Raw genomic sequence first — 22458 nt, forward strand, 5'->3', positions numbered from 1 at the left:
GCGGTTCAGAGAAAATACTCCGGTCTGACAATAACGCAGCAGCAGCATATTCGATGCAAATGATTGCAAATATTTTAGAGAGCCAGCTTCATTCCGGCGTGACTGGCTTTAAAACCAAGCTGCTCATAAAAACGGATCGCATCTTTGCGCGAGACATCCGTGTGCAATTGCACCAGACCACAGCCTTTTTCCCTGCATTGACCGATTGCCCATTCCAGCATCTGCCTGCCCAAGCCCTGCCCGCGATAATCACGGGCAATCCGCACGCTTTCAATCTGCCCGCGCCACATCCCAAGCCTTGAAAGACCCGGAATAAAACTGAGCTGAAGACAACCGGCAACCTGCCCGTCAGCTTCGACAGTCAGCAAGAACTGGTTCTCGTCCCGCCCGATTGCGGCAAAGGCATCCAGATAGGCTTTGTTCAGCGGAACGGACTGATCCTCACGCGCTGCCCCCAAAACATCATCGGCAAGCATGGCCACAATTTCAATGAGATCCCGCTCTTCGGCCCGCCGGAAAATATGTGCCATATCACTCCCTCAAGATAGTTTTCCATTCCTGTTGTGCGGGGAACATAGAGCATAAGTCCTTAAACTTGGATCAGTTTAAGGTGAAATTATGCGCTAATTTTAAAGTGTTAGAGCATCCTTTGTGTGCCAAGTCTGGCACACGGCGCTCTAGCACACAGAAAGTCCTGCCCATCAAATATTTCAATCCGATGAGCAAGACCTATATCAGAGCGGAAACACAAATTTTATTTGATAACGTGCCAGTTGCCACCGACACCATCGCCTTCCATATCACCGGCTTTCTTGTCTTTAATATAGGTATAAACCGGCTTGCCGTTATAAGCCCACATGTCCTTACCGTCTGAAGCTTTCACCTTGGACCATGGCGCAACCGCTTTGGTTTTGGCGGAGGCATGATAGGCCGGCCAGATTTTCAGACATGAGGCATCGCAATTGGACATGCCGCCGCTATCCTTATCGAACGTATACAGCGTGTGCCCTTCTGCAGTGGTCAGAATTTTTCCGCCTGCCGCATCCATCATCATGCCCGGCCCGCCGGCAGCCTTATCCGTGCCATGCTGCATTTTTGTCATGTCAGTTTTCGAGGCAGCGGCTGCGGTCTGTCCCGCAAAGACCGGCGCTGCTGACAATCCCAGAACGGTGCCGAGAACACTCAATGTCAAAACAAGCTTTTTCATTTTGTTTCATACGCTCCATATTTTCCTCTGCACACAGGCCGTGTGTAATGGTCAGCTGCAGATGGCTGGTTAATCCGGCGCGGTCAGAAGCGGCCGCGCAAAAATGCTGCGCCTGCTTCGGGACTGTTTCTGGCCGATATTGTGCCGAAAATAAGTTATTTTACGCCGGACACAGAGAACAAAAGGTGAGCATAGTAACCAAATACGAAGATTCGCGCGGTAGCTTAATACAGGCAGATTCGAAATACTCAGCTTGGTTCAGTGCATCTGAATGCTGACCGATATAAAGGCGCAGACATATGGCTCCGAGAAAAACCACTTCCCGCAAAAAGCGCCCGACGCGCGGCAAAAGCTCGGGTCAGTCCACGACGGCTGTTCTGACCGTTGGTGCAATTGTGGTGATTGGTGCTGCAGCACTCTGGGCGACATCGCAAAGCCGCAGCCCGTCTGCCAGCGTATCAGGCCTGTTCCGCACAGCGACCAATAGTTCCGCATCCCGTTCCGGCTCGGCTGCAACAGCCAGTTCAGAACGCAGAACGGTGCAGCCTCAGAGCAGGAATGCGGAGACCGCCAGAAATACTGAACCGGCTGTGACACCGCCGTCTCCGATACGCAGGCCGCCGTTGAATATCGGCCAGAGCGTTGCCAGTGAACAGAAGTCACCTCCGAAACAGGTTGCCGCTCTTGCGCCACGTCCGGATAGCAAACCGACAGCAGTTCAGATAACACCGCCAAAACCTGCACCGCAGAACACCATGCCCGCTTTGCCTCCGGTCGGAAAATCCGCACCGGATGACAACAGCCGCCATGCCAGCGGTGCATTCAAAGTGCCGAAAGCAATTATTGCCAGACAGGATCTGACCATTCACGAAAAAGCATGGGACAAGGCCAAGACTGTCGGCCGCGTCGAAAAAGGCCGCGAAATGCGCTCCTATGCCAAAGTCGGACGCTGGCACCGTGTTGTCGTACCATCCACCAATATTATTGGCTGGGTGCAGGAAGATCAGCTGATTATCAAAAATCAACAAGCGCAGGCACGCTCATTCCGTGCAGTCTCCGTACCGCAAGCGTCTCAACATTCCGGTATGACCACAGGGTCAATCCGCCCTGCCGCAGCACCAAACAATAGTGGCACCACAGCGAAAACACAGAATAGCAGACTGGTTGCGCCGGTTTATCCGCAACAGCCGGTCGGCAAATAGAAAAATCAGTTTTGAGATGAAGTGTCAGGCAATGCATCTGCCATTGCCTGCAAAGCCTGTATTGCCAGCGCTTTGGTAATCCGGCTTTTTTGTTGCAGAGCCATATGATCGAGCAGATCAACCAGCACAATCACACTGTCGAGCGAGCGCTCAACACGACTGACAATATAGCTGATAACCGCCGGATCAACACTGACCTGACGATCGGCGAACAGCTTGTAAATCACTGTGCTCAGCAGATAATCATCCGGCTCGGAAATATCGACAATTGTCACCGCTTTCAGGCGGGAGACCAGATCAGGCAGCGACACATTCCATTGCGACGGCTGTAATTGCGACGTCATCAGCAATGATGCCTGCGACTGACCGTTTTCGCAGCTGCCTGCGGTTTGGCGGATCGTGTTAATCAGATGGAACAGACCGGTTTCATCGAAAGCTTCTGCACCGATATCATCAATCAGCACCGGTCGCTGTGCAGCGATTTCCAGTGATTGTGCATCAATATCATGCGGATCGAGGATTGCCGCATCATTCTGGCTGCGCCAGATGGCGGCCAGATGCGTCTTGCCGGCTCCGGCTGGTCCGACAAGCAGCGCGACAGGCGACGGCCAGTCCGGCCAGCGATCAATCAGATCGACAGCCGCACGGTTCGATCCGGTGACAACCAGATCATCGCGCGTAAAGCCTGGCTCATGCTGAAGAATGAGCGGCATTTGTCGGTGCTCAGCAGACATAATTACCCAAAATTATTAGCCCGAATTCCGGCCTGCTTACAAATCATACAAATTCATCACATGATTTCGGGGCGGGGTTCAAGCTGTTCCATCACAGAACCTGTCAAATCTTCAAAATACAGGTCAGAATGATGCAGTAACTGCTTTCCCCCCTTTAGAAAAGCACAACCGGCACGAATGCGCCGGTTGTCTGAGCTTATCCCCGTGACCCACAAGCCTGTGGACAAAGCTGTTGAAAACTTCGGGCTCAGTTTTCTCCGTTGCTGCTTTTATACATCGGCGATTCCAGATACCGCCCGATTGCAAAGCGTACCAGCACCCCGACTGCCGCCGCAGCAGGCACAGCAATCAGCATCCCCGTGAAGCCAAGGAACGAACCGAAGGCAAAAAGTGCAAACATCAGCCATACCGGATGCAGGCCAACAGATTTGCCCACCAGTTTCGGTTGCAAAATATTGCCTTCAATAAACTGGCCTGCAAAGAACACACAGGCGACGATAACAACCATCACCCAATCCGGCCAGAACTGCACCAGCGCCACACCGATTGCCAGCACCAGACCGACAATCGAACCAATATAGGGAATGAAGCTGATAAGACCGGCGAACAAGCCGATCAGCAAGCCGAAATTCAAACCGGTAAGCGTCAGGCCGACAGCGTAAAATGTTCCGAGAATGAGACACAGCGTGCCCTGACCGCGGATAAAACCGGCAATCGCATCATTCATCTCACGGGCGATCTGGCGCACAGTTTTCACATGATCGCGCGGCACCCATGAATCAATCGTATTGACCATGCGGTCCCAGTCGAGAAGCATGTAGAACGCAACCACCGGTGTCACCACAAACAGACCGGCAATATCAATCAGCGACTTGCCGGAATTCCACAGCGATTGCAGCAAAGTGGTCAGAAAGCCGGCTCCCTGCTTGAGAAATCCGCTCAGATTATCTTTGATGACCGTGCTGTTAATGCCGAGATATTTCTGCAGCCATTCGGAATCCTGATGGGCGATCAGCGACTGGAGCTGCGTAAAATAACCCGGGAATTTCGAAATGAACTCGGCCAGCTGTGTGACCAGCACCGGCACGATGATGATAAGCCCCAGCACCAGCACAAAGACGAAGGTAATCAGGATAACCACGGTTGCTACCAGACGCGACATCCCGAAACGCTCAAGCCGGTCGGCCACAGGGTCAAGAAAGTAAGCCAGAGCAAGTCCGGCTACAAATGGCAGCAAAATGGAACTGAACACGGTCAGGAAAAGAACAAAAACAACCGTTGCAAACAGCCAGAAAAAAGCCTGTTTACGCACGGTTGCACCGAGTGCACTGACCTGCACATCCAGACGAACTTCATTCTCAGTCGCGGGAATGATAACCTGTTGCGGCGTGGTTTTTACCAGCGCCTCCGACTTTGCCCGCGATGCACGGGGGGATGGCGATTTAGGTGGTGTAGTATCCGATTTGCTCATATAAAACCGCCATTGCTTAAAAAGTCTGAATATGTCGCATTTCAGCCTCCGGTCAAGATAGAGCATTTCACAGTTAAGTTGGATCAACTTGACTTCTTGATTATGTCAAGCTGGATCAACTTGACGGCTGTGATAATGCAACCAAATAAAGAATCCAGAGCGAGCGCTATGATCCAATCTGGACGTAAACCGCTCTAGGACCTATCACACCTGCTTTCATTGCAGCGACAGAGTAAATTAACTGCGACATATGCTCTGCTCATCTCATAACATGGTGTTTATCAGTTAAAAATGACGAAAGATGCTTGCGGATAAAGCAATCTCGTGTCATTGCGCCTGCTTGAAGCATTAACCGCAGCCTGCCCTGCCGTTCTTCCATCGGCCTTACGGCTGCGCTGTGTATCGGGAGCTACCAATGCCACAGTCGAAAACCCCATCCCCTGCAGCCGCTGACGCGAAAAATGGCCTGACCTATGCCGATGCCGGTGTGGATATTGATGCGGGCAACAGCATGGTCGACAAGATCAAGCCTTTGGTGCGCTCCACGCGCCGTCCGGGTGCTGACGGGGAAATCGGCGGCTTCGGCGGATTGTTTGATCTGAAAGCCGCAGGCTTTAAAGATCCGGTTCTGGTAGCGGCCAATGACGGTGTCGGCACCAAGCTGAAAATCGCTATTGATGCAGATCGTCACGACACAGTTGGTATTGATCTGGTTGCCATGTGCGTCAACGACCTCGTGGTACAGGGCGCAGAGCCGCTGTTCTTCCTCGATTATTTTGCCACCGGCAAACTCAATCCTGAACAGGGTGCAGCGATTGTTAAAGGCATTGCCGAAGGCTGTCTGCAATCCGGTTGTGCGCTGATCGGCGGTGAAACCGCTGAAATGCCTGGCATGTACCGCGACGGTGATTATGATCTCGCCGGTTTCGCGGTTGGCGCCGCAGAGCGCGGTCAGCTGCTGCCTGCCGGTGATCTGGAAGCCGGTGATGTTATTCTCGGCCTTGGTTCTTCCGGTGTTCATTCCAACGGTTTCTCGCTGGTTCGCCGCATTGTTGAACTGTCCGGCCTTGGCTGGCAGGATGCAGCACCTTTTGCTGCCGATAAGACATTGGGTGAAGCCCTGCTCACCCCGACCCGCATTTATGTGAAATCCCTGCTGTCGGCTATCCGCTCGACCGGCGCGATCAAAGCACTTGCACATATTACCGGCGGCGGCTTCCCTGACAATATTCCGCGCGTTCTGCCGGAAACACTGGCGGCTGAAATTGATCTGTCTGCGATTCCGGTTCCTGCCGTTTTCTCATGGCTGGCCAAAACCGGCGGTGTTGAAGCCCATGAAATGCTGCGTACCTTCAACTGCGGCGTTGGCATGATTGTTGTTGTCTCTGCTGACAAAGCGGAAACTGTTGCTCAGGCACTGAAAGCCGAAGGCGAAACTGTTGTCACACTCGGCCGCATGATTGCGCGTGAGGCAAAAGATCAGGGCGTCGTTTATCAGGGCACACTTTCCCTATGAGCCACGCGCCTTCAGCACCGCGCAAACGCGTGGTCATTTTTATCTCCGGCGGCGGCTCCAATATGGAGACGCTGATCCGCGCGGCACAGGCACCGGATTATCCGGCAGAAGTTGTTGCCGTCATCTCCGACAAGGCAGAAGCAGGCGGTCTGGCGAAAGCTCAGGCCGCAGGCATCAAGACCCATGTTTTTGTCCGCAAAGACTATGCTTCCAAAGAAGCGCATGAAGATGCAATTCTTGCACAACTGGCTGCAATAGCGCCGGATATAGTTTGCCTCGCAGGCTATATGCGCCTGCTATCCGGCCGGTTCATTGCGCCTTATGAAGGACGTATCCTCAATATTCACCCTTCCCTTCTGCCGCTGTTTCCGGGTCTGCACACACATCAGCGTGCGCTGGATGCCGGCATGAAACTTGCCGGATGCACCGTACATCTGGTGACAGAAGGCATGGATGAAGGTCCGATTGTTGCGCAGGCAGCGGTGGCCATTACTGAGGGTGACACGGCTGAAACGCTGGCAGCACGCGTATTGACCGCAGAGCATCAGCTCTATCCGCAGGCTCTGCGTAATTTCGCTATGGCTTCCGGTTCTGAAAAGCATGGCAATTCAGCAACACAGATACTCATTAGCGCGTGATGAAATAACAAATTGTTAATTTCCTCTTAACGTGCCACGATATTACCCTAAATAGCCACATATCACATTTGTGCTGCATGTTCAGCGATCAGATGATTCCCGTCATTATGGTTGCTTTTCAGGCAGAGACTTTGAGCGTTCACCCGCTTTAACTGTAGTTTAAACACGCATCTTTACCGAAAGCCATTTTACACTTTCATGGATGCGTCTAAAAATAAGAAGAGGAAGATATCATGTCTCTCCGTAACTCTGTTGCACTTATGGCCCTTTTTGCCGCCGGTACTTTTGCTGTTTCAGCATCTGCTGCCGACATGGTTTCCTCCCGTAATGCCGTTGTTCAGCCACGTTCGGAAGTCGGCGTTCTGACCTGCGATTTCCAGCCGTCAATCGGTGTTATCATTGGCAGCCGTCAGGATCTGGATTGCGTATTCCAGCCTGCACAGCGCGGTGCACCTGCCGAGCGCTATAGCGGCCAGATCACCAAAATCGGTGTGGATATTGGCTTCTACAATGCCGGTCAGCTGGCATGGGCCGTTTGGGCACCAACCGTTCGCCCTGAAGGCGCACTGCGCGGCAGCTATGTCGGCGCGTCGGCCAATGCAACGATCGGTATCGGAGCAGGCACCAATGTCCTGACTGGTGGCACATGGAAAAATATTTCTCTGCAGCCGATCTCCATTCAGGGTCAGAAGGGTCTGAATGCTGCTGTTGCACTTTCCAACTTCCGCCTGAAATACGAAGGCTAATCTTAGCTTTGCTTTGAACAAAGCCCGCGCTGTCACCGGCGCGGGCTTTTTTGTTTCTGAAAATCTCAGGCTGTTTTAGGTCTTCTGATCTGAAAACCTGTTTTACTCTGCTCGAAGCCTGCATCCTGATAGAACTTCAGTGTTGACGATTGTTTCGAACCTGTCATCAACATGACTTTATAGCAGCCGGCCTGCCATGCAGCTTCAATTGCTCTGTGCAGAACTGCACTGCCATATCCCTGCTTACGATGATCTTCATGCGTCACAACATTCTCGATCAGCGCATAGGGCATACCGTTACGCGTCAGATTTGGAATAACAACCAAAGTACATGATGCAACGAGAATGCTCTCCAGACAAACGACGAAAATATTGCTGTTGGGATAGGACTTCAACAACTCCCAGCGCGCAATGGCCTCCGGGAGCGGTATCTCTGCATTATCTGCTGCCAGATAACGGTAAAGCTTCTGTAAACAGGGTATATCGCTTTCAATAAGCGTTCTGATAAGCACAAATTTCCTCCGGCGGTCAGGCAGCCTTCACCGATTGCTCCATAAGAGGACGTATCCAGACTTTAATATCGTGGAACGCCGTCCCGCCATGCGGTGCGGCCGCATCGGCACCGGTCAGAATATTGATCCCCTCGCCGCCTTCAAAAGATGAATTCGGGAACAGGCCTTCCGAAACCACAACACCGCGACGCAGTTTCTTGGCTCCGCTCACTTTATCATTGGCCTGCTGGATTTTAACATGCAGAACCAGCTCACCGCGCTGATTGCCGATCTGTACCCGTGCACCGTCTTCCAGCCCCAACTCTGCCGCATCATCGTCGCGGATCAGCAGTTGTGGCCGGATTTCCTTTGCCAGAGAGGTTGGTGTCTCCGCAAAGGTCGAGTTGAGGAAATTATGTGCCGGTGATGTGGTCAGCTTAAACGGGTGCTGCAGATCGGCCAGCTCATTGCTTGCCCAATAATCCGGAAATTCCGGCATGTCGGCAAAAGGCCCCTGAAGCCCCATAGCTTGCGGCGGGCGATCCGGTGACGTTTGTTTCTGCCAATCCACACGGAAGCGGAATTTACCGTCCGGCCATGCGAAACCATCGAGATAATGAGACTTTTCAAAATCCGGCTGCTTATCAAGCCAGCGTTGCTCCCGCATGGTTTCAAAATCCGGCATATTGCTTTTAGCCAGCAGATTATCGACCAGCTGACACGCAGGCAGATTGAAACCATCCAGATGACCAACACCTAAGCGATTGGCCAGTTCATTGATAACATAGATATTTTCGCGAGCCTCACCCGCTGCTTCAATCAGTTTGGCACCGAGCAAAACATGCTGCTGACCGCCGCCGCGATAAATATCATCATGCTCCAGAAACATCGTGGCAGGCAGCACGAGATCAGCCATTTTCGCCGTATCGGTCATGAAGTGCTCATGCACCACGGTAAACAGGTCTTCCCGCATAAAGCCCTGCCGCACCAGACGCTGCTCCGGTGCAACATTGGCCGGATTGGTGTTCTGGATCAGCATTGCCATCACCGGAGGCCCGCCATAGAGCGCTTCTGCGTCACCGGTCAGCACACGGCCGATTTTCGACTGATCCAGCGATCTGACCGACGGATCGGCAAATGCGGAGCCTTCAATCTCCGACTTATCCATGCCGAAAATACCGGAATTGGAATGGAACGCGCCGCCGCCCTCCAATGTCCATGCACCGGTTACAGCCGCGATGCAGGAAGCGGCGTGCATATTCACCGCGCCATTGCGCTGGCGGGAAAAACCATAGCCCAGACGGAAATAAGTGCGTTTTGTCGTTCCCACCAGCTGAGCAAAAGCCTCAATATCCTCAACAGATACACCGGTGATCGCTTCCGCCCATTGCGGTGTGCGGCTTTGCAGATGCTGCTCCAGTGCTTGAGGCGCATCCGTATAGCGGTTGAGATAATCCCAATCTGCCAGACCATCACGAAACAGCACATGCATCACCGCACAGGCAAAGGCCCCATCTGTGCCAGGTTTCAGCACGATGCCGATATCCGCCTGCCGGATGGTCGCGGTTTCATAAACATCAATTGCCACGATTTTCGCACCGCGCTCTTTACGGGCGCGTGCCGCATGGGTCATGACATTGACCTGCGTGGCGGCGGCATTGGTTCCCCAGATCACCACACAATCGGACTTGGCGATCTCACGCGGATCAGGCCCGCGCAGAGCGCCGGTACCGGCCATATAGCCTGTCCATGCCAGATTGGTGCAGAAGCTGGAAAACATATTGGAATATTTTTTGGCATAGCGCAGACGGTTGATAGAATCGCGCTGCACCAGCCCCATGGTTCCGGCGTAATAATTCGGCCAGATACTCTCGGAACCATATTGCTCTTCGGCTTTGAGAAATTTCTCTGCGGTCAGATCCAGTGCGTCAGCCCATGAGATTTCCTGCCACTGCCCGCTTCCCTTGGCACCCTTGCGGATCAGCGGTTTCAGCAGGCGTTCAGGATGATGAACGCGCTCGGCATAACGCGCGACCTTGGCGCAGATAACGCCAGCCGTATAGCTGTTATCCTTGGCACCGCGAATACGCCCGATTGTATGGCTGTCCAGAATTTCAACATCGAGCGCGCAGGTGGAAGGGCAGTCATGCGGACAGGCCGAATGGCCGATTTGGGGTGCAACGCGCAATGTCATGTAAAAATTCCTGAAGGAGTTATTTTAGCACCATACAAAAATATAACGGCTCCGACAGACGATAAATCAGCACAGCTTTATTTTTATCGGATATCAGTCCTGTCAGACCAGACGCATCAGCACTGTGCCGCAGACAATCAGCAAAGCTCCGGCAAGACGTTTCAGGCTGATATGCTCCCGTAACAAAAAGAGAGAAAGGATCATACCGAACAGGATTGAGGTCTCGCGCAAGGCTGCAACCATCGCAACCGGTGCCATGGTCATTGCCCAGAGTGCCAGACCATAAGAGCCGAGCGTGCCTGCACCGCCGATCATAGCCAGATGGCCGCGCTGCCTGATATGCCCGACAAGCTCTCCACGATATTTCCATATCCCCCAGCTCACCACAGGGATTGCGTTAAACAGGAATGCCCAGAGCGTATAGGATATCGCATTACCGGATACACGCACACCGATACCATCCACCAGCGTATATCCTGCAATGAATAAGGCATTGACCAGAGCGATTATCACGGTTCGGGACGTGTTTTGCCCTGCCGCCGTTTTCTGGCGGCTGCCGAGAGCCCCTGCCGCCGTTTTCTGGCGGCTGCCGAGAGCCCCTGCCGCCGTTTTCCGGCGGCTGCCGAGTGCCATTGTTAAGACGCCGCAGGAAATAAACCCGATTGCCAGCCATTGTCCGGCACCGAGCACTTCACCGATCAGCGGACCCGCAGCCATAGCAACCAGCAAAGGCGGCGTTCCGCGCATCAGCGGATAGGCCAGACTCATATCCCCGTTGCTGTAAGCGGCAGCAACCATGAACAGGTAACAAACCTGAAAAATGGTTGATATAATCATATAAGGCCAGCTTGGAGCTAATGGCAGTGGTAGAAACGGGATCAGTACCAGTGCCACCAGACCAGCAGCACCACAGACCAGAACGGCATTGAGATATTTATCTGTGCCGGATTTGACGATGACATTCCAGCTCGCATGCAGCAATGCGCCGAAAAGAACGATCAGAACGACAAAACCAGACATAGCGCCGTTTTCTTTTCCCCGCGAAGGCGGTTACCACTTTTCCTGAAACTGCTGAGCGTCACCGGACTGTTACATAACCGGTCTAAAAGGCAGAATCAGATTGACTGCACATCCGGTATGCTGGTTATGGCATAATCCCGCTTGAACAGATATATGGCATTGACCATGACAAAGCGTCCTGCTTTGAATCCCGCCTGCAGCACCGCGCTTTCGAACACCGGAAATACTGAATATGAATTATCGCCACGCCTATCACGCCGGAAATTTTGCCGATGTGTTCAAACATATCGTTCTGACCCGTGTGCTGCTCTATATGCAGCGCAAGGAAGCCGCCCTGCGCGTGATCGACACTCATGCAGGCATCGGCCGCTATGACTTAAGTGGTGTGGAAGCCGGTAAAACACTGGAATGGCGCAGCGGTATCGAGCAGGTTCTTGACGCCAAAGCAGCAGGCTCCATTCCCGCAGCAGTGCTGGAACTGATTACGCCTTATCTCGATGTCATTGAACAGGAAAACAGCACCGTCAAAGGCAGCAGCCTGCGTTATTATCCGGGTTCACCATTACTGACACGAAAACTGATGCGCGCACAGGATCGCCTTTCGGCACTGGAACTGCATCCGCAGGATTTCAAAACACTGGCCGCTTTATTTGAAGGCGATTACCAGACCCGTGTCACCGAATTGAATGGCTGGCTGGCGCTGGGTGCACATCTGCCGCCCAAAGAGAAACGCGGTGTGGTGCTGGTTGATCCGCCATTTGAAATTGCCGGAGAATTTGACCGCCTCGTTGAAGGATTGATGAAGGCGCACCGCCGCTTTGCCACCGGCACCTATGCTTTGTGGTATCCCGTGAAAGACCGCCGCGAGGTCAACCGCTTCATCGCTAATTTGAAAGAAACCGGCCTGCCAAAAATTCTGCGTCTGGAACTGGCTGTGCGTGCACCGTCGCAGGAACCGCGCTTTGACGGCACCGGCATGATTATCATCAATCCGCCTTATCTGCTGCAGGAAGAAATGACTAAAATCTCACCATGGCTGGCAACGCTTTTCGGAGAGAATAATCAGGGCAGCTATAAGATTGAATGGATCAACGGCGAAGAGCGGACGAAAAAATAAGTGCTCATTTGCCAATGATCACTCTCTTGTGCGTTGTTGAGGCTTGACCCGACACAGGAATATGGCAAAAACTTCGGTTAACAGTTTTCAATAAGGACAGATTCATGTCATTACGCTCCGCTTTTGCTTTCGCGCTGCTTGCAGGTCTGTCAGCAGGATCTTTTTCTCAGGCTCAGGCCGCGGATTATATTGCAACTGCCCCTGCCGTGACTGATCCTGTCTGCCACGAACAAAGCGTCATCAACAGCGCGGTCGCACAGTTCGACCGTCTTGTGCGCGGTGTGCCGGAAATGCCTGCTGTCAGCATCAATGCCGTCAGCAATGTCAGCGCAACACGTTATGACCCGAAAACCTATCCGTCAGGTATTGAGCGCCATTATTGCCGCGCCACTGCCGTGCTCTCCAATGGCGAGAACCGTAATATCTGGTATATGGTGGAAGAAAGTCAGGGACTGGCATCCATGGGACGCAATGTCGAATCCTGTGTAGACGGTTTTGATAAGTGGTTTGTCTATGACGGCCGCTGCCGCGTGCTTCGCTGATCCGCATATGTCACGCATCCGATTGAAAGCACACAGCCCGTTTGCACCCAGCAAAACGGGCTGTTTTTCTGTTGCTGCGGCTTTGCTTGCCTCTGCTCTCGCCTTTACTTCACCGGCATCAGCGCAATCCCTCAGTGACAAGCTGATGCAGAGCATGGGCAACGATCTGCGCAAACTCAACCCTTTGAACAATCAGGACAGACCGGTTTTAAAGCCGGAAAACAAAATCCCGCAGCGTACATTACCTAAGCCGCAGGATGCGCCATCACCATCCGGCAATGCGAATTTTGACTTCTATGTCCTGTCGCTCAGCTGGTCGCCAAGCTATTGCGCTGATAATGGCAACCGCTCCAATGCCCGCCAACAATGCGGCACCGGCCGCAATTACGGTTTCATCGTTCATGGTCTGTGGCCGCAATATGATCGTGGTTTTCCTGAAAGCTGCGATCACCGGCAGGCCAATGACACGGTGCCACGGGATATCGTCTCATCCCTGTCTGACATTATGCCCTCAGCCGGTCTGATGCGTCATGAATGGCGCAAACATGGCACCTGCGTGGGGATCAGTCAGCGCGATTATTTCTCCACGCTGGGCAAAGCCTATCAGGCTGTGACTGTTCCGCCTGCCTTGCGCAATGTCGCAAGCCCGCGCAATGTTGATCCGCAGCTTGTTGAAAAGGCATTCATTGCCGCAAATCCGGGTTTGACCGGAGATGCAATTGCCGTGACCTGCAATCGCAGGCGTCTTCAGGAGGTGCGTATCTGTATGGATAAAGGCCTCAAATTCCGTTCATGCGGCGAAGTGGATCGTAATTCCTGCCGCAGCCGTTCCGTTACTCTGCTTCCTAACCGTTGATCTCTTATCTCAGGTTCCAACATGCACAAACTTTACACATCCCCTTCCTCACCTTTCAGCGCCAAAGTGCGTCTTGCAGCGCAATATGCCGGTATTGAACTGGAAAAACATATTGTCGTGACCAGCGAAGAACCGGCAGAACTGATTGCCGCCAATCCGCTCGGCAAAATTCCGACGCTGGTTACACCGGAAGGTAAAACTGTTTTCGACAGCCGCGTCATCACCCAGTATCTCAACCGCATTTCCGGCAACAAGCTGTTTCCGCGCAATGCTGAGAAGCGTCTGGATGCTGAAAAATTTGAAGCAATTGCAGATGGTCTTGCCGATGTGCTGGTAGCGCATGTCTATGAACGCCGTATGCGCCCTGAAGAAATCGTGCATCAACCGGTGCTGGACTGGTACTGGAAAAAGGCAGAACGCACGCTCGATCTGCTAAATGAAACAGCGCCGCGTATCGGCACCAAAATCCATGGCGGGCACATCGCTATTGCCGCAACGCTCGGCTATCTCAATTTGCGCTTCGGCAATGGCTGGGAACGCGGCCGTCCGAAACTGAAACGCTGGGTCAAGCGCTTTGCCGAAGTGCATCCGGAACTGGCGGCACAATTGCCGAAAGCTGCGTAAAAAACAAAAAAAGCCGGGAATTGCTTCCCGGCTTTTTTATCAGGCATGATCTCAACTAAATGAGATATTCCTTAGAACTTGTAGCCAACACCCAGACGGATATCGTGGGTCTGCAGACCACCGTCGTTGACAGTGCCGCTATCCAGCTGGAAGTCTTTCTTGCCGAAATCGGAATAACGGTATTCCAGACGGGCAGTTACATTCTGTGTCAGGAAGGTTTCAGCACCGGCACCGGCTGTCCAGCCAACGCGGAACTTATCCTGCGATGAGGTTGCATCGGAGAATTTAACCTGCGTACCGGCAACACCGGCTGTCACATAAGGCATAACCGGCCCCATATCGACACCAAGACGGCCGCGCAGCGAGCCTTCAAAACCGCTCTTCGCAGTCAGACCGAGCTCTTCTTTCTTAGCCCAGTTGTAACCGGCATCACCTTCCACACCGTAAACGATATTGTCGTTCTGGAAGTTCCAACCGGCATAACCGCCGAATTTGGCATTATTGTCTTTCAGATCACCAACATAGTTGTCAGTTTTGAATTTGTTAATGCCGTAGCCAAGATACAGACCGGTATAGCCGCCTGCCCAGCTGCTCTGAGGAGCAACATCTACAACCGGTGCCGGCTCATATGTCTGCGGTTGAATCGCATCTGCGGCAAAAGCTGTGGCCGAAAGCGGCAACAACGCAACAGAAGCAAGTGCCAGAGATTTGATAGTGCGCATACGCCTTGTCCTTATAAATTTCTAAACTGTTGTACAGCGAAGCCTCCAGACCTGACCTGTAACGGCTGAGCTGAACGCGATACGCCCCGTCTTCCTTCCGATCCATTTCTGTGCGGGAGAAAGAAGATTGCTTAACAAGGCAAAAGATGACGCTGAATTACGGCAGCAGAAATGCCGTAGCATGGAAAAAAACCGGCCTTATTATGGCTGAAACATGTCAGTCAAAACCACTGCCGAACAGACCGAAACCACCACAACTATTTGATAATAAATTTATATCTTGTTTTTCTTATAAAAAAGAAGGCCGGAAAATTCCGGCCTTCTTTACCGCCTCTTAACCGCATCCCGACATTCGTCTTTTTTATCGCTGAGGATAGGCGTCATTATTTATCCGAATCCGCTCAGCCAAACGCGCTAAGGCGAATCTGTGAAAAATGCGTGGTTTTCAGAATTTATAGCCAACACCCAAACGGATATCGTGGCTCTGCAATTTTGCTGATGGCACAGCAACATTACCCAATATGAGATCCTTCTTGCCAAAGTCAGAATAGCGATATTCAAGACGCGCACTGACATTTTGTGTCAGCATGGTTTCGGCTCCGACACCGGCAGTCCAACCAAGACGAAATTTCTTACTGGAATCTGCATCATTGCTGTAACGCACCTGCGTACCGGCAACACCAGCAGTTACATAAGGCATGACTGCGCCCATATCATAGCCAAGACGGGCACGCAGAGAGCCGTCAAATCCGCTGCGGGCACTCAGACCATCTTTGGTTTTCTTTGCACCATTGTAACCGGCATCACCTTCCACACCATAAACGATATTGTCGTTCTGGAAGTTCCAGCCCGCATAGCCGCCAAGCTTCACATTGTTATTTTTCAGATTACCGGCAGCGGATTTGTTTTTGAAATTATTTGCACCGGCACCAAGATAAATACCGATATAACCACCCTCCCAGGTTTTCTGCGGTGGTGTCTGCACAACCGGAGCAGGAACGTCTGGCTGCGCACGAACAATATCAGCTGCCAAAGCCGGTACAGCAAATGAAAGAGCCGAGGCTGAAACCAGCGCCAGAGTTTTAAAATGTTTCATAAAATTTCCTTGCAATATTCCAATTTTAAAAATGAGAACCGGATTGCCAAAAACATATTTCAATCCGGCATTATTCCCCTGTCATATCCGACAGGAGAGTCTTGGCTTAAATGCACAAAAACGACCAGAAAACGGCAGAAAAGCAGCAGAAAAACGAACCGAAACCAATGATGCAACGAGGCAACATTTTCTTAAATATTAAATAGTTACCGTATTTTTTGAATAGTATTGCAAGCTGCAAAAACTTCAGCCTTAAAAACAAGCCGCAGCCTATCTTCTACAGATTTTTTGTCAGGCATTTTTCCTTCACGCTAAAACAGGTTATTCCATGATACTATGCGATCATATTTGCTGATTTGCATGCACATGAAGTCAGAATCATTTCACCCGCCGGATGTGCCATAACCAAAGGAGCCTGCCCCCGATGACTGCCAAGCGGACTATGTCTGAAGTTTTACCCGTCACCCTGATTACCGGCGGCGCAAAGCGTATTGGCAGCCATATAACTGAGGATCTGGCTACACGCGGCTATCCGGTTATCATTCATTGTAACCGCTCCGCCACACAAGCAGAAGCATTGGTGCAACGCATCCGCGATGAAGGCGGCAAAGCCGCTATTGTGACCGCAGACCTGTCGGACAATGCACAGGTAGCCACGCTGATGGACAAAGCGGCAGCGCATTTCGGCCCCGTGGAGCTGCTGGTCAATAATGCTTCCGTTTTTGAAGACGACCGTATCGGCACCCTCACCCACGATCTGTGGGATCGTCATTTTGCCGTACATCTGAAAGCGCCGGTCTTTCTGGCGCAGGCTATGGCCGAGGCTTTACCGGAAGATAAACAGGGGCTGATCGTCAATATTACCGACCAGCGCGTATGGAAGCTCAATCCGCAATTCATTTCCTATACCCTGTCCAAAACCGCATTATGGACAGCCACACGCACTTTGGCACAGGCGCTTGCACCGGCAATCCGCGTCAATGCAATCGGCCCCGGTCCGACATTGCCGAGCGAGAGACAGCATATTGAAGATTTCGAAAAGCAGGTTGATGCAGTGCTGCTAAAAAAAGCACCGCTGCTCGATGAATTTGCCGCGACGATTGACTATCTGTGGAGAACACGGTCCGTCACAGGGCAAATGATTGCGCTGGACGGCGGACAACATCTGGCATGGGAAACGCCGGATATTGCAGGTATTTCGGAATGACACAAAGCATAAACGGCAATGATATTACCCATCCGGACATGGAGCCGGATGAGGATGTCTTACTGACAGATGATGCCGGAGATGACGAAGACAACTTCCCCGAAGAGGCAAGCTCTGCATCTGCGCTGGCCAGCAATATCCGCTGGGATTCCGCGCTGGATGAGTTTGACGCATCAACCCAGAATTTGAGCGGGCCGGATGTCATCAATGCTTTTGTGAAAAAACTGCCGAACAATCCCGGCGTATACCGCATGTTCAACCGTGAGGGTGACGTGCTCTATGTCGGCAAAGCCAAAAGCCTGAAGAAGCGTGTCAGCAATTATGCCCGCGGTCAGGGACACAGCAACCGCATTGCCCGCATGATCCGCGAAACGGCAACTATGGAATTTGTCGTTACCCGCACGGAAACAGAAGCACTGCTGCTGGAAGCGAATCTCATCAAACGCTTACGTCCGCGTTTTAATGTTCTGCTTCGGGATGATAAATCCTTTCCCTATATTCTGATTTCCGGCGATACCCGTGCACCCGGTATTTTCAAACATCGCGGCGCGCGCTCCCGTAAAGGCGAATATTACGGTCCTTTTGCCTCTGCAGGCGCTGTCACACGCACGATTAATGTGCTGGAGCGTGCCTTTCTTTTGCGCAGCTGCGCCGACTCGATGTTTGAGAGCCGCACGCGCCCTTGTCTGCTGCATCAGATCAAGCGCTGTTCCGGTCCCTGCACCCATGAAATCAGCGATGCAGATTATTCAGAGCTGGTACGAGAAGCAAAATCCTTTCTCTCCGGCCGCAGCAAAGCCGTGCAGCAGCAGATGCGTGATGCAATGAGTGCCGCCGCTGAAGAGCTGGATTTTGAACGCGCCGCTATTTTCCGCGACCGGTTGTCGGCTTTGTCCCATATCCAGTCCCATCAGGGTATCAATCCGCAAACTGTGGATGAGGCTGATGTTTTTGCCATTCATCAGGAAGGCGGACTGGCCTGTATTCAGGTCTTTTTCTTCCGCACCGGTCAGAACTGGGGCAATCGCGCCTATTTTCCGAAGGCTGACCCATCCCTGTCGGCTGCGGAAGTGCTTGGCGCTTTCATCACCCAGTTTTACGATAACAAGCCCTGCCCGCAACTGATCCTGCTGTCTGAAACGGTGGAAGAACAGGAACTGCTGGGCGACGCCCTGTCGGCTTCTGCAGGACGCCGTGTGACGCTCAATGTGCCGCAGCGCGGTGAAAAGAAAGACCTCGTCGATCACGCTATGACCAATGCCCGCGAAACCTTGGGACGCAGGCTGGCCGAAACCTCATCACAGGCGCGCCTTTTGAAAGCTATGGCCGAGACTTTCGAACTGCCGCGCATTCCGCGCCGTATTGAGGTTTACGATAACTCCCACATCATGGGCACCAATGCTGTTGGCGGCATGATTGTCGCCGGACAGGACGGTTTCATCAAAAACCAGTATCGCAAATTCAATATCCGCTCCACGGAGATCACCCCGGGCGACGACTTCGGAATGATGCGCGAGGTGATTGAGCGCCGTTTTGGCAGGCTGATAAAAGATCATATGAAAGAGTTGGAGACACAGGCGCCTCAAGTACCTGCAGACAGTGAAACGGATGCAGACGACATTACGGATGACGGTTTCCCTGCGTGGCCTGATGTTATTCTGATTGATGGCGGTCAGGGACAAGTCGGTGTAGTTCGTGATATTCTCACGCAGCTGGGTATCAATGATAAAGTCATATCCATCGGTATCGCCAAAGGTGTAGACCGCGATGCGGGACGTGAGCGTTTTTTCGTCAGCGGCAAACCGGCTTTCACATTACCGCCGCGCGATCCGGTACTCTATTTCATTCAGCGTATGCGCGATGAAGCACACCGTTTCGCTATCGGCACCCATCGGGCAAAGCGCAAAAAAGAAATGGTCAAAAGTCCGCTGGATGAAATTGCCGGTATCGGCCCTTCCCGCAAGCGTGCTTTGCTGCATGAATTCGGCACGGCAAAAGCAGTTGCAGGCGCAGCATTGACAGATCTCATGCAGGTTGAAGGCATCTCGGAAGCACTGGCGCAGACCATTTATGACCACTTCCGCGATCAATAATGGGTTATCTGACGCAATATGCACATAATAAGCCTTAAAAAGCCGGTCTGAGTGTTGCTTTTTACCCTATTGCGGGATTGATGGTAACCAGCTGACAATGATTTGTCGTGTAGCGTAAAACACATCCCGAAAGTGGTGAAACTATTTTCGGACAAGATGTGCGTCTAAAGATTTTCATGAGCCGTAAGGCTTACTTCTCCAGTCGTGGGTTTCCCGCTCACGCTTATCCAGAATACGGGTTTTAGGGGACTATGAGTAAACACACATTATCACTGCCCAACATCCTTACTTACGCACGTATCGTTGCTGTGCCACTTGTGGTTCTGTGCTTTTTCCTTGAAGGCCATCTGAAGAGCAGTGACACCGCAAGATGGTGGGCGCTCGGCCTGTTCGCTGCCGCCAGCATCACGGATTTCTTCGACGGCTATCTGGCACGTATGTGGAAACAGACATCCAGCATCGGCCGTATGCTTGACCCGATTGCTGATAAGCTGCTGGTCTCCGCAATTCTGCTGCTGCTGGCCGCCGACGGTACCATTGCCGGCTGGACGCTCTGGGCTGCCATTATCATCCTCTGCCGTGAAATTCTGGTTTCCGGTTTGCGTGAATATCTGGCGGATCTGAAAGTCAGTGTGCCGGTTTCGCAGCTGGCAAAATGGAAAACCACTATTCAGATGATTGCGCTGGCTTTTCTGCTTGCCGGCCCTGCCGGTGACAAAATCCTGCCTTATACAACGGAAACAGGGCTGATCCTGCTGTGGATTTCAGCAATTCTGACACTTTATACCGGTTGGGACTATTTCCGTGCCGGTATCAAACACATGATCTGATGGCCGTTATGACAGTCAAACTGGTATATTTTGCATGGGTACGGGAGCAGATCGGCAAATCTGACGAGAGTCTCGATCTGCCTCAGACTGTCAAAACTGTATCTGACCTGCTGAGCCATCTTTCCGGCATTGATGAGAATTATGCACATGCTTTGCGCTTTTCCGATGTGATCCGCGTGGCGATCAATCAGGAACATGTGGAGCATGACACGCCGATTGCCGGTGCGCATGAGATTGCCTTGTTCCCGCCAATGACCGGAGGCTGAGGCAATGCAGCCGACTATTCTTGTCTCGCAAGATGACTTTGATGCGGCTGTCCTTACTGCCCGTATGACTGAAGGGCGCACAGATATCGGCGCGGTTGTCAGTTTTACCGGCTTTTGCCGTGATGAGAATAAAACACTTCAGGCGCTGGAACTTGAACATTATCCGGGCATGGCAGAAGCGCAGCTGGCGCGTATTGCTGCCGATGCCGTGCAACGCTGGCCGCTACAGGGCGTTACCATTGTTCATCGCAGCGGTCTCATCAAAGCCGGTGAGCAGATTGTGTTTGTTGCCACAGCCAGCAAGCACAGACAGGCCGCCTTTGAAGCCGCAGAATTTCTGATGGATTATCTCAAGAGCGATGCGCCTTTCTGGAAGAAAGAACATCTGATCACCCCTGCTCCCAAGAATGGCGATCCGCAGTCGGGCTGGGTCAAAGCCAAAGCCAGCGACGAAGACATGAAGAAGCGCTGGCAGGATTAGAGCATAATCCCTTAAACTTGGATCAGTTTAAGGAAAAGTTATGCTCTAATTTTAAAGTATTAGAGCGACCTTTGTGTGCCAAGTCTGGCACACGGCGCTCTAAGACAACTCAGCTTTGCCTGAGTCAAAATCCCGTTTGAATATTTTACAATCCTGTGAAATTATTTGCACTGACTTGCATTGCCATAAGTAAACCATAAAATCAGGGCAGTAGCTGATACAGCATATTTATATGATTCAACTCGTGTTTTATCCGGATTTGATCCTATAGTCCGGAGAGCACTTACGACTCATGGATATGCATTGATTCCAGAATTACCGGTTTAAATCACCGGTGAGCATTTTTTAGTCGTCCGGCAATTTCATTATCCAAAACAGATCAAAGAAGATTCCCGACAGCTAAACAATGAAGAAAACCACATAACAACACGTGTTAAGGTTAAAACTTAACGTAAATTATGTGTTTAGTCATTTGGCGTTAATATACCGCCGGTTAAAATGTCAGCTCAGACAACTTCTGGAAAACGGAGAGAGTCTAAACTGGCAGTGCAACAAACAGGACAGAATATGTTGATTGGTAAAGCGCGCATCATTGCTGCATCCCTGATAGGACTGGCCGTCTTAGGCGGCAGCGCAATGATCCTTTCCTCAACCATGCCGACGCAGAGTATCGCATCTGAAAAAACAATACGTGGCACTGTCATGTATCGCGAGCGGATTGCCCTGCCTCCGGAGGCCACGTTGAATGTGCAGTTGCTGGATGTTTCACTCGCTGATGCGCCGGCACAGGTAATTGCCGAACAGCAGCTCAGCAATATTCCATCCGCGCCAATTCCGTTTGAACTGAAATTCGATTCTTCCAAACTCGTTGCAAAGCATACCTATGCCTTGCAGGCACGTATCAGCGCCGGTGATACTCTGTGGTTTATCAATGACACACGCCATGAGTTCAATCCGGAAAAATTTGACAGCGCCTATGAAATCCGCGTTGTCAATGTGCGCAAAAATACCAACCTGCAAACACCGCTGACACTGGAAAATCATGAATGGCTCACAGAGGATATCCGTGGTGCCGGTGTAATTGACTTTGCCCAGACAACCCTGTCAATTTCTCCGAGCGGCGAAGTGTCCGGTTCGGGCGGTTGCAACCGTTATTTCGGCAAGGCAACCATTACCGGTGAAGCGCTGAATTTCGGTACCATCGGCTCCACATTCATGCAGTGTCCGCCTGCCCTGATGGATCAGGAAACCAAATTTCTCGATGTACTGAAACAGACCCGTCAGTTCAGCATTAATAACGGCAAACTCTATCTGCTGGGAGATAACGGGCTGGAGCTTGCCCGTCTCGCCAATAACAGCTGATTTGTCTGATCTTTGAATTGAAACGGGCACGCTTTCAAAAGCG

General features: G+C 52.0%; 23 protein-coding genes. 14 read left to right on the forward strand and 9 right to left on the reverse strand.

Annotated features, from left to right (window positions below; translation table 11 throughout):
- Window positions 1–74: 74 nt before the first annotated feature.
- Both F7P81_RS00465 and F7P81_RS00470 read right to left on the reverse strand, forming a co-directional pair.
- Entirely contained in the window at window positions 75–530 is a 456-nt protein-coding gene (locus F7P81_RS00465; protein WP_151157987.1) for a GNAT family N-acetyltransferase, read from the reverse strand.
- Window positions 531–754: 224 nt separating this feature from the next.
- Window positions 755–1207 (reverse strand): COG4315 family predicted lipoprotein, encoded by a 453-nt coding sequence (locus F7P81_RS00470; RefSeq protein ID WP_225687525.1) that lies wholly within the window; start codon window positions 1205–1207, stop codon window positions 755–757.
- Between the two features lie 299 nt (window positions 1208–1506).
- Between F7P81_RS00470 and F7P81_RS00475 the strand changes: the two genes are divergently transcribed.
- Window positions 1507–2409: a hypothetical protein gene (locus F7P81_RS00475; RefSeq protein WP_151157989.1), complete on the forward strand. Its 903-nt coding sequence runs from the start codon at window positions 1507–1509 to the stop codon at window positions 2407–2409.
- A gap of 5 nt (window positions 2410–2414) precedes the next feature.
- On the opposite strand, the gene hdaA is transcribed toward F7P81_RS00475, so the two are convergent.
- A complete protein-coding gene (gene hdaA / locus F7P81_RS00480) occupies window positions 2415–3143 on the reverse strand; it encodes a DnaA regulatory inactivator HdaA (RefSeq protein ID WP_116089182.1) in 729 nt (242 codons plus the stop codon).
- Window positions 3144–3390: 247 nt separating this feature from the next.
- Window positions 3391–4482 (reverse strand): AI-2E family transporter, encoded by a 1092-nt coding sequence (locus F7P81_RS00485; RefSeq protein ID WP_051139079.1) that lies wholly within the window; start codon window positions 4480–4482, stop codon window positions 3391–3393.
- A 547-nt stretch (window positions 4483–5029) separates the two neighbouring features.
- On the opposite strand from F7P81_RS00485, the gene purM reads away from it, so the two are divergent.
- From purM to F7P81_RS00500, 3 genes are all read left to right on the forward strand, one after another.
- On the forward strand, window positions 5030–6130 hold the full coding sequence (purM, locus tag F7P81_RS00490; protein ID WP_151157990.1) for a phosphoribosylformylglycinamidine cyclo-ligase: 1101 nt from the start codon (window positions 5030–5032) through the stop codon (window positions 6128–6130).
- Window positions 6127–6768 (forward strand): phosphoribosylglycinamide formyltransferase, encoded by a 642-nt coding sequence (purN, locus tag F7P81_RS00495; protein ID WP_151157992.1) that lies wholly within the window; start codon window positions 6127–6129, stop codon window positions 6766–6768. Before purM ends, purN begins: the two co-directional genes overlap by 4 nt.
- Before the next feature lie 233 nt (window positions 6769–7001).
- Complete coding sequence (locus F7P81_RS00500) at window positions 7002–7514, forward strand: DUF992 domain-containing protein (protein ID WP_151157994.1); 513 nt, start codon at window positions 7002–7004, stop codon at window positions 7512–7514.
- Window positions 7515–7579: 65 nt separating this feature from the next.
- Here the strand turns inward: F7P81_RS00500 and F7P81_RS00505 are convergent, their stop codons facing one another.
- The 3 genes from F7P81_RS00505 to F7P81_RS00515 all read right to left on the reverse strand — a co-directional run bounded on the left by F7P81_RS00505 (window position 7580) and on the right by F7P81_RS00515 (window position 11219).
- A complete protein-coding gene (locus F7P81_RS00505; protein WP_151157996.1) occupies window positions 7580–8026 on the reverse strand; it encodes a GNAT family N-acetyltransferase in 447 nt (148 codons plus the stop codon).
- Window positions 8027–8042: 16 nt separating this feature from the next.
- Window positions 8043–10199 carry a molybdopterin oxidoreductase family protein gene (locus tag F7P81_RS00510; RefSeq protein ID WP_151157998.1) on the reverse strand — a complete coding sequence of 719 codons (2157 nt, stop codon included), beginning with the start codon at window positions 10197–10199 and terminating at the stop codon, window positions 8043–8045.
- 102 nt (window positions 10200–10301) lie between these two features.
- Window positions 10302–11219 carry a DMT family transporter gene (locus tag F7P81_RS00515; protein ID WP_151158000.1) on the reverse strand — a complete coding sequence of 306 codons (918 nt, stop codon included), beginning with the start codon at window positions 11217–11219 and terminating at the stop codon, window positions 10302–10304.
- A 232-nt stretch (window positions 11220–11451) separates the two neighbouring features.
- On the opposite strand from F7P81_RS00515, the gene F7P81_RS00520 reads away from it, so the two are divergent.
- The 4 genes from F7P81_RS00520 to F7P81_RS00535 all read left to right on the forward strand — a co-directional run bounded on the left by F7P81_RS00520 (window position 11452) and on the right by F7P81_RS00535 (window position 14358).
- Window positions 11452–12336 (forward strand): 23S rRNA (adenine(2030)-N(6))-methyltransferase RlmJ, encoded by an 885-nt coding sequence (locus F7P81_RS00520; RefSeq protein ID WP_151158002.1) that lies wholly within the window; start codon window positions 11452–11454, stop codon window positions 12334–12336.
- Window positions 12337–12440: 104 nt separating this feature from the next.
- Window positions 12441–12878, forward strand: coding sequence for a hypothetical protein (locus F7P81_RS00525; RefSeq protein ID WP_022712151.1), 438 nt, complete (start codon window positions 12441–12443; stop codon window positions 12876–12878).
- Window positions 12879–13104: 226 nt separating this feature from the next.
- The gene (locus F7P81_RS00530) at window positions 13105–13734 is read left to right on the forward strand and encodes a ribonuclease T2 family protein (RefSeq protein ID WP_374828108.1); all 630 of its coding nucleotides are present in this window, start codon (window positions 13105–13107) and stop codon (window positions 13732–13734) included.
- Window positions 13735–13755: 21 nt separating this feature from the next.
- Window positions 13756–14358, forward strand: a complete 603-nt coding sequence (locus tag F7P81_RS00535; protein ID WP_075654645.1) for a glutathione S-transferase family protein — start codon at window positions 13756–13758, stop codon at window positions 14356–14358.
- A 71-nt stretch (window positions 14359–14429) separates the two neighbouring features.
- Here F7P81_RS00535 and F7P81_RS00540 read toward each other — a convergent pair whose 3' ends face one another.
- On the reverse strand, window positions 14430–15080 hold the full coding sequence (locus F7P81_RS00540) for an outer membrane protein (RefSeq protein WP_022712154.1): 651 nt from the start codon (window positions 15078–15080) through the stop codon (window positions 14430–14432).
- Window positions 15081–15525: 445 nt separating this feature from the next.
- Window positions 15526–16176, reverse strand: coding sequence for an outer membrane protein (locus F7P81_RS00550; protein WP_151158006.1), 651 nt, complete (start codon window positions 16174–16176; stop codon window positions 15526–15528).
- Window positions 16177–16600: 424 nt separating this feature from the next.
- Between F7P81_RS00550 and F7P81_RS00555 the strand changes: the two genes are divergently transcribed.
- From F7P81_RS00555 to F7P81_RS00580, 6 genes are all read left to right on the forward strand, one after another.
- Window positions 16601–17383, forward strand: a complete 783-nt coding sequence (locus tag F7P81_RS00555; RefSeq protein ID WP_246176008.1) for an SDR family oxidoreductase — start codon at window positions 16601–16603, stop codon at window positions 17381–17383.
- Complete coding sequence (gene uvrC / locus F7P81_RS00560; RefSeq protein ID WP_374828106.1) at window positions 17380–19476, forward strand: excinuclease ABC subunit UvrC; 2097 nt, start codon at window positions 17380–17382, stop codon at window positions 19474–19476. The genes F7P81_RS00555 and uvrC overlap by 4 nt, the downstream gene beginning before the upstream one ends.
- A 251-nt stretch (window positions 19477–19727) precedes the next feature.
- Entirely contained in the window at window positions 19728–20306 is a 579-nt protein-coding gene (pgsA, locus tag F7P81_RS00565; RefSeq protein ID WP_022712159.1) for a CDP-diacylglycerol--glycerol-3-phosphate 3-phosphatidyltransferase, read from the forward strand.
- Window positions 20307–20314: 8 nt separating this feature from the next.
- Entirely contained in the window at window positions 20315–20572 is a 258-nt protein-coding gene (moaD, locus tag F7P81_RS00570; RefSeq protein WP_028233918.1) for a molybdopterin converting factor subunit 1, read from the forward strand.
- A 4-nt stretch (window positions 20573–20576) separates the two neighbouring features.
- A complete protein-coding gene (locus tag F7P81_RS00575) occupies window positions 20577–21053 on the forward strand; it encodes a molybdenum cofactor biosynthesis protein MoaE (protein ID WP_151158012.1) in 477 nt (158 codons plus the stop codon).
- A gap of 567 nt (window positions 21054–21620) precedes the next feature.
- Window positions 21621–22415, forward strand: coding sequence for a YbaY family lipoprotein (locus F7P81_RS00580; protein WP_151158014.1), 795 nt, complete (start codon window positions 21621–21623; stop codon window positions 22413–22415).
- Window positions 22416–22458: the final 43 nt, after the last annotated feature.

Source organism: Pseudochrobactrum saccharolyticum (assembly GCF_008801715.1).
Classification (GTDB): domain Bacteria; phylum Pseudomonadota; class Alphaproteobacteria; order Rhizobiales; family Rhizobiaceae; genus Pseudochrobactrum; species Pseudochrobactrum saccharolyticum.